General features: G+C 50.8%; 13 protein-coding genes. 6 read left to right on the top strand and 7 right to left on the bottom strand.

Annotated elements, in window-relative coordinates:
• Together AC0L73_RS15870 and AC0L73_RS15865 are read left to right on the top strand one after the other, a co-directional pair.
• Positions 1 to 504: a hypothetical protein gene (locus tag AC0L73_RS15870; protein ID WP_227951258.1), complete on the top strand. Its 504-nt coding sequence runs from the start codon at positions 1 to 3 to the stop codon at positions 502 to 504.
• A gap of 3 nt (positions 505 to 507) precedes the next feature.
• On the top strand, positions 508 to 1,005 hold the full coding sequence (locus tag AC0L73_RS15865; protein ID WP_473654212.1) for a hypothetical protein: 498 nt from the start codon (positions 508 to 510) through the stop codon (positions 1,003 to 1,005).
• 15 nt (positions 1,006 to 1,020) lie between these two features.
• Here AC0L73_RS15865 and AC0L73_RS15860 read toward each other — a convergent pair whose 3' ends face one another.
• From AC0L73_RS15860 to AC0L73_RS15845, 4 genes are read right to left on the bottom strand one after another with little or no spacing between them, the layout of a single operon-like run.
• Positions 1,021 to 1,881 (bottom strand): FkbM family methyltransferase, encoded by an 861-nt coding sequence (locus AC0L73_RS15860; RefSeq protein ID WP_473654211.1) that lies wholly within the window; start codon positions 1,879 to 1,881, stop codon positions 1,021 to 1,023.
• Positions 1,882 to 1,923: 42 nt separating this feature from the next.
• Complete coding sequence (locus AC0L73_RS15855) at positions 1,924 to 3,690, bottom strand: thiamine pyrophosphate-binding protein (RefSeq protein ID WP_473654210.1); 1,767 nt, start codon at positions 3,688 to 3,690, stop codon at positions 1,924 to 1,926.
• 18 nt (positions 3,691 to 3,708) lie between these two features.
• On the bottom strand, positions 3,709 to 4,062 hold the full coding sequence (locus AC0L73_RS15850) for a hypothetical protein (protein WP_473654209.1): 354 nt from the start codon (positions 4,060 to 4,062) through the stop codon (positions 3,709 to 3,711).
• A 50-nt stretch (positions 4,063 to 4,112) separates the two neighbouring features.
• A complete protein-coding gene (locus AC0L73_RS15845) occupies positions 4,113 to 4,616 on the bottom strand; it encodes an SDR family oxidoreductase (protein ID WP_473654208.1) in 504 nt (167 codons plus the stop codon).
• 120 nt (positions 4,617 to 4,736) lie between these two features.
• Here AC0L73_RS15845 and AC0L73_RS15840 point away from each other — a divergent pair, with 120 nt between their 5' ends.
• The 4 genes from AC0L73_RS15840 to AC0L73_RS15825 are packed head-to-tail and all read left to right on the top strand — an operon-like array spanning position 4,737 to position 9,116.
• Positions 4,737 to 5,678, top strand: a complete 942-nt coding sequence (locus AC0L73_RS15840) for an NAD-dependent epimerase/dehydratase family protein (RefSeq protein ID WP_227951248.1) — start codon at positions 4,737 to 4,739, stop codon at positions 5,676 to 5,678.
• 24 nt (positions 5,679 to 5,702) lie between these two features.
• Entirely contained in the window at positions 5,703 to 6,275 is a 573-nt protein-coding gene (locus tag AC0L73_RS15835; protein WP_473654207.1) for an SIS domain-containing protein, read from the top strand.
• A gap of 34 nt (positions 6,276 to 6,309) precedes the next feature.
• A complete protein-coding gene (locus AC0L73_RS15830) occupies positions 6,310 to 7,125 on the top strand; it encodes a glycosyltransferase family 2 protein (protein WP_473654206.1) in 816 nt (271 codons plus the stop codon).
• Entirely contained in the window at positions 7,071 to 9,116 is a 2,046-nt protein-coding gene (locus AC0L73_RS15825) for a hypothetical protein (protein ID WP_473654205.1), read from the top strand. The genes AC0L73_RS15830 and AC0L73_RS15825 overlap by 55 nt, the downstream gene beginning before the upstream one ends.
• 17 nt (positions 9,117 to 9,133) lie before the next feature.
• Here AC0L73_RS15825 and AC0L73_RS15820 read toward each other — a convergent pair whose 3' ends face one another.
• The 3 genes from AC0L73_RS15820 to AC0L73_RS15810 are packed head-to-tail and all read right to left on the bottom strand — an operon-like array spanning position 9,134 to position 12,705.
• Positions 9,134 to 9,940 (bottom strand): SDR family NAD(P)-dependent oxidoreductase, encoded by an 807-nt coding sequence (locus AC0L73_RS15820; protein ID WP_473654204.1) that lies wholly within the window; start codon positions 9,938 to 9,940, stop codon positions 9,134 to 9,136.
• A gap of 8 nt (positions 9,941 to 9,948) precedes the next feature.
• The gene (locus tag AC0L73_RS15815; protein WP_473654203.1) at positions 9,949 to 10,674 is read right to left on the bottom strand and encodes an SDR family NAD(P)-dependent oxidoreductase; all 726 of its coding nucleotides are present in this window, start codon (positions 10,672 to 10,674) and stop codon (positions 9,949 to 9,951) included.
• A gap of 9 nt (positions 10,675 to 10,683) precedes the next feature.
• Positions 10,684 to 12,705 (bottom strand): B12-binding domain-containing radical SAM protein, encoded by a 2,022-nt coding sequence (locus tag AC0L73_RS15810; RefSeq protein ID WP_473654202.1) that lies wholly within the window; start codon positions 12,703 to 12,705, stop codon positions 10,684 to 10,686.
• Positions 12,706 to 12,916 lie beyond the last annotated feature (211 nt).

The following is a 12,916-nucleotide window of genomic DNA, read 5'->3' as shown; positions in this document are numbered from 1 at the left end:
ATGTATCAGAATGTCTTTTTCCTGCTGCTCTTGTCGATAATGGCCGGGCTGTGCCTGCATGTCCTTTCCAGTCGGCGACGCCATGGCAAAGGCATTTATCAAATGGCCATTCTGCTGCTGAACGGCAGCCTTCTCGTGATGATTTGCCTGTTTCTTTTGATCGGCATCGACCTCACTTTTGAACATCTCGTTATCGCGGTGGTGTTCATCGAAAGCTTTGTCGCAATTTACTGCCTTATCCTGATCGGCGTTGTCAATGACTCCCCAACCCTCGCCATTGTAAAAGCTTTGATGTCGGCCAGGCCGGAAGGACTAACTGAAGAAGACTTGGACAAATTTATCAAAGCGCATCCGTTTGTTGGGTCTCGGCTGGAGGCATTACAAATTACAGGCGATGTTGTCGAACAGGACGGCGTTATCGCCCTGACCATCAGATCACAATGGATTGTTCGGATAATCTCGCTCTACACGCGGCTTTTGCGTATTGAACGGGAAACCGGCTAGATCATGATCACAATATTTACCACCATAGTCAGTGTTCTCTCCATCGCGGTTATTTGTGATCTGCTGATCGCACGGACAAGCGGCAAACAATTGCTCGGGTATATGACGAGCTTTGTAATCACACTAATCGGGCTACCGCTGGTCCTCGTGTCTGTCATGACACCCATCGATATTTTTGCGATGGTCATCGCGCTCGGGATCGCCCTGATGTGGTGGTTTATTTATCTCAACCTTGTACAAGCCGTAGAGTCTTCCTTACGCATCCGTATGCTTCGAGAGATTGAGGCAGAAGGCGGCTCAGTCGATATCGATAAGCTCAAATTAATCTATAACGATGACCGACTGATCCGTATTCGACTGAAACGCCTTGAAAAAGGTGGCGCTGTTATCCTGAAAAACGGACGGCATCACCTAAATTCCGGAAAGCTGGAAAAAGCCGCGCATTTTTTTACAACCCTCAAACGTCTATTATTAAACCGTCGAAGCCAGTTTGATGCTTAAGTCCGCCGTGAACGCCTATCCCCAGAACATGTTTGATCTACTGGAAATAAACAGGCTACCTTCCTTGTAGGAGGTCGGAACATCCCCTAGAGTTTCTACTTTCTGCCATCCCTTCTTCTGGGAGAAGAGGCTCACACCGAGACTGCTGAAGTAGCTATATAATTCGTCCGCGTTTTCTGGTGTACCGACCTCGACAACGGCGTCAAGTTTTTTCCAGTACTCAGCCGGAATGGCTTTCAGGATAACCGTCTCATGGCCTTCCGCATCGATTTTCGCAAAGTCCGCCCCCTTGAAAACATCTGAAGCGGCTTTGACCTCGACCATATATTTCGTGAGATCGCCATAGGGATTGCTCTTTGCGCCCGCCAGGTGGCTACCTGTTGTATTTCCCTCAACCCGGATAAACTCCGCCTGCCCGTTGGTATCGGAAACAGCCGCCTTGACCGGGGTCACGTTCCCGGTAACTCCATTCACTTCCAGCCGGCCTTTCAGCCAGTCAAAATGCCTGTCGTCCGGCTCATAACTAGTGACCGCGAAGCCAAGTTTCGCCATCAGGATGGAGTGTAGGCCCAAATTTGCACCGATATCGACAGTCTTCTTATAACGGTCCTTGTTAGCATGATAGAAGCTGAACAAAATTAGCTCGTCCAGCCCGAAAAGATCGAGAGAGTCGATTGCCCCCATTTTCTGATAGGGCATCACCAGATTTCCAAAAGGCCCGAAAGGAACAGGCCCTCCTTCCTCTGACGTAAAGGCAGAATTTTTGATAAATTCAAGGCAACACGCGTCGAGCAATTTATACAGTGGACTAGTGCGTGCATGCAGCGCGGATGTTGTCTGCAAGGCCTCGAATAGATTATTTTCCGCTAAGTTCATCACATGCTTTCCCGTTATTCGAATAGTTAGAGTGTGCCATCTTTATCCAGTATATTTCGGAACGACCATCTCTTCTTCCAGAACTTTTTCATCCAGGGCCGGAAGCTGATCTTCAAGGGCCGCGCCGAATTTCAATACCGGATAAAGCCGCTGGTCCGGATTGATCTCGACATTGACAAAGATGGGGCCGGTTTCCGCATATACCTGCCGAAGCTGCGACTGCATTTGCGCCGGATCGTCAATGGTGACGGTCTTCAGCCCCATGGAGCTGGCAACGGCAGGGAAATCGGTAAAGGCAAGGCCGGACGGTTCATGCACGCCGACGTAATTGGCGCCGAGCCACGTCTCCAGCGTCTGTTTCTGGATCCCGTGCCCATGATTATTAAAAAGGAATATCCGGAGCTTCATCTGATGTTTGACGACAGTTGCCAGTTCGGGCAGGCAGATCATCAGTCCCCCATCCCCGATCAGGCAGGTGAACGCCTCCTCAGGCTCCGCCGCCGCCGCACCAATGGCCGCAGGTAGGGAATATCCCATGGGCGTATTGTTCCAGGCGCTGTGAAGACGCTGGCCGTGCTTGAACTGGAAGGCATTACAGGTCCAGGTCAGGTTGCCCCCCGTATCGGCAAAAATCGTCTCGCCTGCTGGGACGAACCCGGACAATGCATCGATAAACTGGTAGGCATTGACAGTGCCCGGATTTGGTTCCGGATCATAATTCTCACCGCCAAAACGATCTTTCCACTGAGCGATCTGGCTGTGCCATCCGGTAAATGCCGGTGATTTATGCGTCGCATATTCGTCGATAATCGGCAGGGCATCCTCCATGCGGGCGGCAACCCGGTGGGAGATCGCAATGCCAAATCCATCAAACTTGTCCATTTCGCCGACGCTGACATCTACCATGGCAATTTCGGCTGCGCGCGCGAAAGACGGCAGGATCCCGCCCGTCAAATTCTGGGAAAGGCGCGAACCCAGGCACAGCAAAAAGTCTGCGTTCTGCACGACATAATTCCCGATGCGCGGCGCATAGACCCCAAAACTGCCGATTTTAAGGGGGTGGTCATGGGGCAGAAGATCAACGGCAGCCCAACTTGAGAGAACCGGCGCGCCAAGCCTGTCGCATAAAGCCGCAAGATCATGGCCGCACTCCGGGGTTTTCAAACCACCGCCCAGAATAACAGCCGGACGTTCGGCCGCGAAAAACCGTTCCATGACGCTATGAAGGGGCGCTTCAATGTCCGGTGTAGGTAAAGCTTCCGGCGTAAATCCCACGAGTGTATCGGGGTCAATCTCGGCGCGCTGAAAATCATCCGGGATATCAATCAATACAGTGCCGGGACGCCCTTCAAACGCCATATGATAGGCTTTTTCCAAGCAGTAGCGAATATCCTCTGGCTTCTTGAGCTGTACCGCATATTTCGTCACGGTCTCGAAAATGGAAACGACGTCAGTCTCCTGAAATCCGCGCTGGCGGATGTCGAGATCGCCTTTCAACCGATGTGATGCCACCTGTCCCGTCAGCATCAATGTCGGTACACTGTCATAGAAGGAACAGCAGGTACCGGTCAGCAGGTTCGTTGCGCCGGGTCCGCTTGTCGTGATCGCCACGCCGAGTTTCCCGGTCCGCCTTGCATAGCCATCCGCTGATATCGCCGCGCTCTGCTCATGTTGAGAGCAGGTAAAGTCGATGGCAGGATTCTTGGAGACAGAATCCAACAGATGCACCGCTGCGCCGCCTGACATGCCGAACACCTGCGTCACGCCCTTGTTGGCGAGAAAATCTATGACATAAGAAGATAGTTTCATCGATCCCGTCTCAATTTTTCACTCGCTTTTATGCTGATTGCCAAAGCGGCGCAATCGGAACATGTCATTATCTTCCCGAAGGGCCTTGACAAGTTCTCCCCCGCCGTCTCTCCAATCGTCATGAACAACAGAAAAATTTCGGCCCGCTGTTTCAGGATGTGCGAAGCACCATTTGATCAGAGCATAGATATCAGAAATAGGTGTCCCCTGCTCCCGCGTTTCAACGAAGGATCGGGTTGCTACCAAGTTATCGCCCGCGGCTTCACCCGCTGCAAGCGTCTGGTCATGTATCTTGCTGGCAACCCAACCTGTCCCAAGGGCGACGCAATGTAGGTCCGGTGTTTCATCGCTGATAAGCTCGCAGAACTTCACCAGCATCACCTTACCGAGTGAGTATGCGGAATAGTTGGCAAAGGCGCGGTTTATAGCTCCCCCACAAGGAAAGCCACCTTTGCAGACCCAGTTGGTCGGCGATAAGGATAGAGATGATGGAGCAATTCCAACTGGTGCAATGAATTGATCATGATGGATTGACGCCAGCTGCTGGCCGGGAGGTCGACGAAATGACCGATTGGCTCCAATAATCCAACAGCGGAGATATATTCATCCCAAAAAAGGCCCCGCTCCGCGAGAAAAGCCAATACATCAAGGACTTCTTTCTCCTTCGCGATGTCGCAGGCGATCAGAAAAACATCGTCTCGATCAGCCAGTTCGCCAAGATGTTCGGGCTGGCGGTATGTGCCGATCACCTGGTATCCTGCCGCAAGATAGAACGTCGCCAATTCCCTGCCGATGTCACTTGAAATTGCCGCAATAAATACTGTTTTCGGAGTCGTCACACCAACAAGCCTATCTGCATCGCGAACCGGATCCCTGACAGGCCAGAACCCTCCGCCAGCCACTCTGCTCCAACGGGGAACCGACATTCCGATTTGCATTAACTATGACCTGTGTTACACAGTTTGAAACTTTTGACAAGTAGGGGAAAGAAAGACCGGCGACGGCGATTATTGCCGCCATGTCAGGATCTTCGAAGGGTTAGATTTATGCGTCTATTGGTAACGGGGGCCTGCGGATATAAGGGATCGGTACTGGTTCCGAAACTTCTTGCGGAAGGCCATGAAGTAGTGGCTTACGATATCCAGTGGTTTGGCAGTTTCCTGCCCGCGCATGAGGCCCTCACCGTCGTTCAGGGGGATGTCCGCTTCTTCGATACGGCGTTGCTTGACGGTATCGATGCTATTATTCATCTCGCGTCAGTTGCCAACGACCCCTGCGGTGATCTCGACCCAAAATTAACTTGGGAAATCAGCGCCCTTGCTACCATGCAGCTTGCGGACAATGCCGCCCGTGCCGGGATTAAGCGTTTTATCTATGCCTCATCTGGAAGCGTATATGGCGTAAAAGAGGAAGAGCAGGTTACGGAAGACCTCACTCTGCTGCCGATATCCGAATATAACAAAACCAAAATGGTTGCCGAGCGGGTGATGCTAAGTTACGCCGATCAGATGTGCGTGCAAATTGTTCGTCCGGCCACCGTCTGCGGAGTATCCCCCCGGATGCGGCTGGATGTCTCTGTTAATATGCTGACCATGCAGGCATTGGTGAATGGCAAGATCACGGTGTTCGGTGGGGAACAGGTTCGCCCCAACATTCATATAGATGATATTGCCCGGCTCTATATTTTCCTCCTCGACCATCCGGAAGTCACCGGCGTCTATAATGCTGGTTTTGAAAATTTGAAAATCATCGAGATTGCGGAGCGGATCGCGGCGAAAATTCCTTGCGAGATTGAAGTAACCCCGTCGAACGATCCCCGGTCCTACAGAGTGAATTCCGATCGCATCCTTGCCGCGGGTTTCAAACCGGAAAAATCCGTAAACGATGCCATCACAGAGGTTATCGCTTCCTATCAGCGCCGGGACCTGCGCGATGAAGATCGCTGGTACAATCTCCGCTGGATGGAGAATATGGCTAAAAGCGCTTAAGCGCCTCAATAAAGAATAGATTTTATGAGCCTTTCCTTCTCCGATTACAGCACACGCTTAAGCAACGCTTTGCTCGCTGCAAATCCTGAAAACATCAACACACTTTGCGATCACCTTCTCGCGGCCTGGAAGGAGAAACGGCAGCTCTTTCTTTGCGGCAATGGCGGTAGCGCCGGCAATGCAGTTCATATCGCTAATGACATGATTTACGGGATCGACCGCAAAACTGGCAAAGGACTGCGCGCCCATGCCCTGCCCGCGAATACTGCAATCCTGACCTGCCTCGCCAATGACGAGGGCTATGCCGAGATTTTCGCCAAGCAACTTGGCGTCTATGCCAACGCCGGTGACGCGCTCGTTGTTCTCTCAGGTAGCGGTAACTCTCCGAATATCCTTCGCGCGCTTGAATATGCAAAAGACAACGGATTAACCAGCTTTGCCATTCTCGGTTATAGCGGTGGAAAGGCCAAGGAACTTGCCGATTATCCAATCCATTTTGAAATCGACGACATGCAGATTTCCGAAGATAGCCAGCTGGTCGTCATGCATTATGCAATGCAATGGCTTGCTGAACGTGCCCGCGAAGTAAATCTTTGAGAATTCAGAATAACTAACTGAAAATGATAGAAAAATGATCAGTTTTATTGTTCCGGCTTTTAATGAGGGTAGTGCCATTGCAGATACAGTGGAAACGATCCGCAGCGTCACACGCCTCCATGAAATTGATGATTATGAGATTATTGCCATTGATGATGGCAGTACGGATGATTCCAGAGACATCCTGAGCTCTCTTGCTGCCGAGGATTCCCGGATCGAACCTATATATCACTCGACCAATATGGGACTCGGCCGATCCATCGTTGATGGTGTTCACAAGGCGCGAATGCCACAGTTCATTATCGTACCCGGTGACAATGACATCAGCACGTCCTCACTCAGCCTGATGCTGCATTTCAAAGACGCTGCGGAGATGGTGCTAACCGTCCCGATTAATAAAGAAGCCCGGCCTAATCTGAGGCAGATCATCTCCGCTACCTATCAGATATTGCATAACATATTCTTTGGTACGTCAGTGAGTTACCTGAACGGACCCGGTGTGTGGCCGACCGCGAGAGTCAAAGATCTCAAGCTTATCTCCAACCGCTTCTCAATTATTTCTGAAATGAATGTCAAGCTTTTGACCAAGGGGGTCGAGTTTGCCGAAGTGCCCATCTACCTGCAAGCGGATGAACCCACCCGAGGAACAGTGACTCTCCGTAATCTGGTTGAGGTGGTAAAAGTCTTTTTGATGCTGGTCGTTGAATTGAACCTGAAGCCTGACCGGCCAGAAAAAAACCACTTAACCGGATTAAAATCAACTTCGGCCGTTAGGTCGTCGGCGAAGGGGCGGGCATGGACAGGATCAAACGTTTTTTTGAAAATTACGAGACTTCGGCCTTCTTCCTGATCGTCGTGCAGCCGGTTTTCTACGCTCCTCTGCGCTTCACTGAGGCTCTCAATCAACGTCGTATTTTCTTTATGTTTTATGCGTTGTTTGCCTGTGCCTTAGTTGCCTGGACATCCAGCCTGTTCTCCGGCCCACTGCCAATCTACACTGCAGAACATGCTATGCTGTATGATTTCGAAAACACGGCATTCCAGCGGCGCATATACATGCTCTACGCGCTTGTTCTTTTCCTCGCGGCACTAATAGGAGCGATAAGCATCCGGGATCCAGCCTTTTCATATTTTTCGGAATTTCGGAAAAAAAACCGACTCGCCATACAGACAATTGTCGCATTGATGATCCTTTCTGTAACCCTTCCGGTTTTTTTCAATTATCTCGGAAGTATTACCGAAAAACGGGCCTTTTGGGCTGTTCTGGGCACTTTGATATTATTCGCCATTTTGCTCCGCAGCACTGAATCAAAACGCGGAGTATGGTTCCTTATTCTTTTCACACTGATTATTTTCTTCCTTTATTTTTTGCTGCCCCTGAAAGCGACCTTTATCGTTCAGAGAGATTATCTATGGGGACTTGACCATCATTGGACAGGTGTCATTGGCGGTGGATTACTCGCCAATATTTTCCCCGCAACTTCGACTTCTGCCCTGCCTGAATACGGGATTTATCTGAATAGGTTGATTGCTTACGCCAACTCGATGCCGCTCTTTAATGGGTTTGGCGGAACAATAAAGTTTCTCCAGGCTATCAATATCTTCTTCGCCCTGATGTTGCTGGTCATACTCATTCAGCGATTTGGAACCCGGCAAATACCGCTTGCCCTGCTCTCTTTCCTGCTCGTTGTTTTTATTATGGCGCCGACGCTGTCATCGGCCTCCCCCACATTGCAGGTGCCGAACCAGGCAACGCTGCGGTTTGTTTTTATCCCCCTCGCCCTATTGTTCGTGCCTTTGATGGCACGCGGTCCGACTATTCTTTGGTGGATAATAGCAGGAATTTTAAGTGCCATTGCGGCGTCATATAATCTGGAAACCGGGCTGGTCGTCTCGCTTGGTCTTGGTTTCGCGCTTTTTATCCGGTCAATGAGAAACGGCTACCTTATCGTTATTGTCGGCGGCATACTCTTTCTTGCAGCCTTTCTCTGCACCGCATACCTCGCAATTAAAGCGGGCGTGAATGGACAATTTGATCTCGCCGATATGTCGTCCCTGCTCAATCTCTTTGCGGCAGGCTATGGCGGCAAGGAATTCTACTGGTACGCGCCCTTTTTCATCATCATGGCGCATGTTTTCTATCTCTTCATCGGCTGGCTTCGCCGCTCCCGTGAAGATCGTGTTTTATCCAGAAGTGAGCTCCAGTCCATCGCCATCGTCGGCATGATTATAGCCTTTATGCCTTATGTCACCAATCGGTTCTATGCGCAGAACATGTGGATTCCCTATCTTCTCTATCTGCTGCTTATCCTGCCAATGATGACGAAAAAAACCTTACTCGGAAAAGCTCTTTTGTTGTTGTTTGTAATCGGTGTTCTCGCGCCGTCACAGCTGGAACAGTCGACTTTATTCGTAAAAAACCTCAAACAGACATGGACTTTGAAACCGGTGGAGACCTGCCTGAATGGTTTCACCGCGCCAAAGGAAGTCTGCGACTATGTCGGCGGGCAAGTAGCAGAATTAAAGAGCCGCAGCGAGAATGGCGATACAATCTGGATCAGTGCTGCCCCACTCACCTTAGCGACGCTATCAGGTATTGAGCCTTCCTTAAGTCGAGCAGATCCATTTGCTTATGCGCGCACGCCAGCATTTCAAGCTTCTTTGCGAGATGAAATCAAGGCGAAAGCACCCGATCTTATTCTTATCGACAGAGTCGATATACTAAACCCTCTCGGTATTCCGGCCGCCGTCGGCGACTGGCAAAAACGTCTGGTGAAAGAAGCGGGATACCGGATCGATGGAAAATCAGATTTCTGGCTTTATGCAAGGAAAATCAAATAAGGGTAGCTATAGAGTAGTCAGTCAGCTTGACGGGCCCGCAGGCTCGCGCCGAAATTCTCCCGAACGCCCATGCCCCCATCAGCGATCAACACCTGCCCGGTGAGGTAGGACGCATCTTCTGAACAGAGGAAAGAGACAATCGTGCCAATTTCCGCAGCACTCGCCGCACGCTTGAGGGGGACAATCGCCTCAATGATTTTCCTGTTCTCAGGGTTATCGCTGATCTTCATGCCGCCATCACGGTCAACAAGGCCGGGCGCGACCGCATTCACCCGGATACCTTCTGCCCCAAATTGACATGCCAAATAGCGCGTCATCTGCTCTAACCCAGCCTTCGAGACATGATAGGGCCAACTGCATTGCTCAGGGGCAACAGCGGTTGCCGTGACAGAGGAGATATTAACAATGGCGGGCATCGACGCCTTGCGAAGATGCGGCAAAGCCGCCTCCGCCAACCACGCAGTCGCTTGCAGGACAACCTCGGCATGCGCTGGCCAGTCTGGACCGTGAAGTCTTCCGATTTGCGCCTTGTTCCGACCTGGCGCCGCATTATTGATAAGCATATCCAGCGCGCCGAAGCTGGTAATCACGTCATTTACGGCTGAACGACACCCCTCCACCGTAGATATATCAGCCTGGATACTGATGACATGCTGATCTGAGTTGGAAAATGTCGCGGCATAGGCGGCGGCTGTCTCGGCATCTTTATCGACAATGGCGACTCGCGCGCCGCGCTCGACCAGAACCTTGACTATACCCGCACCAATCCCTTGCGCACCGCCGGTGACCAAGGCGACTTTGTCCTGATGCCGTTTAGCGTTCATTTCGTTCCTCACCTAAGATCGCGTAAACCTGGGCGGATCTCGATCCAGTTGACATTGGCTCTCTGATCATTGCGCAACAGGTCACCAATTACCTTTGCAATGTCATCCGGTAGCAGGTGCCAATCCTCATCCTCTACCCCGGCAAATCCCGTTGCCACCGCACCGGGTGCGACCAGACTCACGCCGATCCCGTATTTGCTCAAATCAAGAAAAAGGGCCTCGGAAAAGCCCTGAAGACCGAATTTAGTCGCATTATAGGCAGTCCCTCCTGGAAACGCATAGCGTCCTGCCCGGCTTCCCAGATTTATGATGTTACCCTTTGGCGATTTTTTAAGATAGGGGATTGCCGTTTTGCAGCAGTTGAACACACCATTCAGATTGATGTCGATCATGCTGCGCCAGTCATCTAAGGACATCGCCTCTATATTGGCAATATGCCCGACACCGGCATTATTTACCAACGCATCAAGACCGCCCATCGAGTTTGCCGCCTGATCCATCATCCCGGAGACAGCGTCATAGTCACGGACATCACAGACCGCGCCATCAATCGACGAGGTAGCCACAATATCTGATAATTCACGTTGTGCCGTCGCCAACTTCTCCGCGTTGCGACCGCAAATAAAAACCTGATGACCATCAAGCAGCAATCGTCGCGCTGCAGCAAGACCGATCCCGGCCGTGCCACCTGTAATCAGGACCTTGCTTTTGAAATATTCCCCCACTGTCGGCATAAATTCGCTTTACTGGACCGCGATGGGTTTTCGGAATAATCGGTGAATATGTGGATACCTCATCAGCATTTTTCCAAGCCCATCGAAGCTATCGCCAAATTCGTCCGCATAATTCTCTATCATCTCACGTTGATGTGGCTGATGTGTCATGGCATATCGTCCCTTGTCGGAGACCTGTATCTGCTGCGGTAAAACCTGAAAAGATTCCTTCTCTGCCGCCACCAGATCGAAGGAAAAATGGTCGCTCTCCTCTTCCAGAATGGTGAGCAGACGATGTTTGCGTAACAAGCTGAACCGCTCCAGGTCGGCAATATAGCTAGCCATCAAATCGTCAAGCCGGTTCAACTCCTCAAGCCAGTCCTTTAAAAGTGCAAACAAAACCCTGTTCATGTCATCGAGCAACAGGAAGAACGATGTCGCCTTCCCCGTGGACATTTCATTGGTCCCGCGCTCATCACTCAGCATTTCATCAATATGGCTGTGAACATGATCGGCTAGACTATCGACATTATCCCAAAGTCTTTCCGATGTGCCGGATTTGAAATCGTCGTACATGGCGGTAATGGCATCGGATAGATTTCGGCGGTTTTCATAGAACCGCAGAATGAAGTCAAACCAAGAAAGGCCCAAAGCCTTGCAGAGCCCCTGAATTTCAGCGAACACCTTGCCATTGTGCAGAATCTCGATCGTCAGATCCAATTCTCGGCAGGCAATATAATCATCGAAGGGCAAGGTCGAATTCGAGACCAGAATTTCTTCAGACTCGACGGCGGTAAAGGTTTCCCCCGCAACTTCATAGCGCCCGAAAGACCGTGGCATAATCCGATATTTGGTCTTCATATTATATTTCTGACGGTTTTCCGGCGTATTGAGAGCCGTTTGCGGCAGCATAATGAGTTGATACATACGGATATTATCAAACCCCATTTCCACGGTATCACGCAACGACTGCGTATGTGCAGTCACTGAATCACCAGGAAGACCCAAAATAAGCTCAGAATAGGTGCCGGTATTAGTAGTGTTTGCCATCTTCCCGGCTTCGGACAGTTTTTCAACGGAGATATTCGACCGAGCGACATTGGCAAGAACCGTTGGATCTGTCGACTGAAGGGATGCCGCCATGCTAACCGCCCCGTTCAACGATTTGACGATATCAACCACCCGTTCTTTCTGGTTTTTACCCGTCGAAACATGGACATACCTCGGGTAGTTATACTTTTCCTGACAGTCCGCGATGATGCGCGCCTTTTCATAATCCTGCTTGAACATGCCAAAATTAGCGTCAGATATATAAAGGTCGCGCGGGCCGCGGACGCGCTCCGAAATATAATGCATCTCGCGCTCAAGCTGCCCTTCGCGCTGGCTGACGAGATTATAATATTTGCTTCCCTCTGTGCAAAACGCGCATTTAAACGGACATCCGCGCGTCGTATGGATCATCGGTCCCAGGTTTTCATCGAAAAATTTGTCCATCAAGCCCATCAGGTAGGGTGACGGGACATCCTCCAGATCGAGCCTCGGGAGGGGAGCTCCCTTGACCACCTCATCGTCCACCTTGTAATGAACATTGCCTATTTCGCGGCGCTCGGCCTTGATGGCATCGACATCGAAGTCCGTCTCAATCAGGGTATCTAGCAACCGAACAAAAGCCTCTTCCCCTTCTTGGACCACATGGAAATCGATATCCGGATTTATGCGCCAGAACTCCGTGACCTCACCTTCTGACAGACCATAATTCGGACCGCCGAAGATCACGACAGTCTCCGGCCAATGCTTTTTGATCACTCGCGCATATTGACGGGAAATATCCTGGTTCCAGGAGTAGTTGGCAAATCCGATAACATCCGGCACGGCGACGTCAATAGCCGCACTCAGGTCTTCGGGATACTTGAAAAGCTCAACATCAACCCCTTCGGGCTTTTTTTCCAGCAGATAGGCGGCAACCAAGCCAATAGAAAGGGGGAAAACGTTGGAAGAAAGCACCAGACCGTTATGTGTCAGATCGGCGAGATAAATACGAATGTTTGCCATTAGTCCTGCAGTAATCCGGTTTTGATGAAAAGGCGTTAACCTTATACATCCTTCCCCTGGATTTGTCAGAAAAAACTACCTTTTTGCTCAGCTCACGGCGCGTTCAGGAGCATGCCGAAAGGTAAAAGGACGGCAAAGATGATCGCCTTGCTGGTCATTAAAACGGCCCATGATGAATAATCATCATGGGCCGCCATTTAGTTTCTCGATT

The organism is Sneathiella sp. D3-11, from assembly GCF_055809395.1.
The sequence above is the reverse complement of the archived record's forward strand: the minus strand, read 5'-3'. Positions and strand labels throughout refer to the sequence as shown.